This window comes from Photorhabdus heterorhabditis, from assembly GCF_001280945.1.
GTDB lineage: Bacteria > Pseudomonadota > Gammaproteobacteria > Enterobacterales > Enterobacteriaceae > Photorhabdus > Photorhabdus heterorhabditis.
Genome location: NZ_LJCS01000167.1, coordinates 1 through 1,401 on the forward strand (window position 1 = coordinate 1; position 1,401 = coordinate 1,401).

The following is a 1,401-nucleotide window of genomic DNA, read 5'->3' on the forward strand; positions in this document are numbered from 1 at the left end:
TCACAGCGTTGCGCAGGCTGGTGTCCTGTTTATTGCCATTCAAGGTCAGGTCGAGGTAGAACTGCGATAAATAGGCGTTGGGCCGGACATTGGGGTCGAGCTGCATTTCACCGGGACGAATGCCGCCGGTGGCAAGGCTAGCCATCTGTGTTGAAGCGAAATCGGTTTTATTGAGAATGCCCGCGAGGGTGAATATTTTATGGGTCGCGGAATTTTGGATATAACCGTTGGCAACATCCTGCTGCACTTTATTTTCGCCCTGAATATGTTTCTGCGGCTGTGGGGAGGAATTGATATCAATGTTAATTAAGTTTGTCGATGGTGAGGAGACGCGCTTATTCTCATCTGGGGTCAACCATAAAGTTTTAATAACATCGCTTGCCTCATGATACTCATAATACTTACCATCACGAACCAGATTGTTACGAATAATTTCAGCTCCATTATATTTCAACATATTACTCAAAGGAATAATGTTATTTACGGGAAACTGATTTCCTTGCATACCATGCGTATTGTATCCAATAGATGTTAATGAGAAAAACACGAAATCTACGCAACTGTTGGAGTGCAGACTGTATTCTTTATCCCTAAATCCACCTACTTTCTTTGGATTTTCCGAAAATGCGACTAACTTGTTATACTGAACTTCCGTCAAAGCTACGGTAACTTCATAAGAAGTCTGTTGGTAGGCAGCATTATCAAACCGCGTTACTCGCCCTTCGCCCCACGGTTTATCATACACTGACTCGAAACCGTAACTCTTTTCATTTCCATTCCCGTCATTTATTACATACCACATATGACCACCAGATGAAGAATGTACGTCTCCCGCTTTGTGATCACCCTTATCGGCCTGATAAACATACTTAGCCCCCATCGGAGCAACTTTATAAGTTACGGTATATTTCTTTTCCATACTTGTTATTTCCTCTAGTTGTTATTTCTCTTCGTTTTTCTACAGAAGTTAAATTTTCGGATTGTAATAAGTGAATTCGACAAAACTCTCGATGCCATTAAAGGCGGGGACATCCTCCAAAGTGGTAATGACAGCAGAGTAACGTCCGGGGGATAATGAAAATGTTTTAATTTCTCGCACCGCCGTGGTTATACTCCTTTCTTCATAATCAAAGGTACGTCCCCAGCCATATCCCCCAGCGTTTATTTTTTCATCAAAAAAGACCTTGCCATCTTTAACTATCTGAAGTGAAACAGGGGTTATTATCCCGTCCTTATCAATATCCCCGAACAACTCAAGCCGCCTTTTCATTTCTTCATAGTCATCCCCTTTATCAAACAGCAAGGCAAACTGATAATTCCCTTTCTTGCTAATTTCAAAATCAATTTTGACTGATTGACCAGACTTCGATACGTCAATCGGTTTGTATATATCAATAGGCT

General features: G+C 41.5%; 1 protein-coding gene and 1 pseudogene. Both read right to left on the reverse strand.

Annotated features, from left to right (window positions below):
• A pseudogene (locus AM629_RS24445) lies at positions 1-919 on the reverse strand (S8 family serine peptidase); the annotation flags it as partial.
• 48 nt (positions 920-967) lie between these two features.
• Positions 968-1,401, reverse strand: a 434-nt coding sequence (locus tag AM629_RS21095) for a DUF5625 family protein (protein ID WP_054481756.1), incomplete at its 5' end; no start/stop codon positions are given.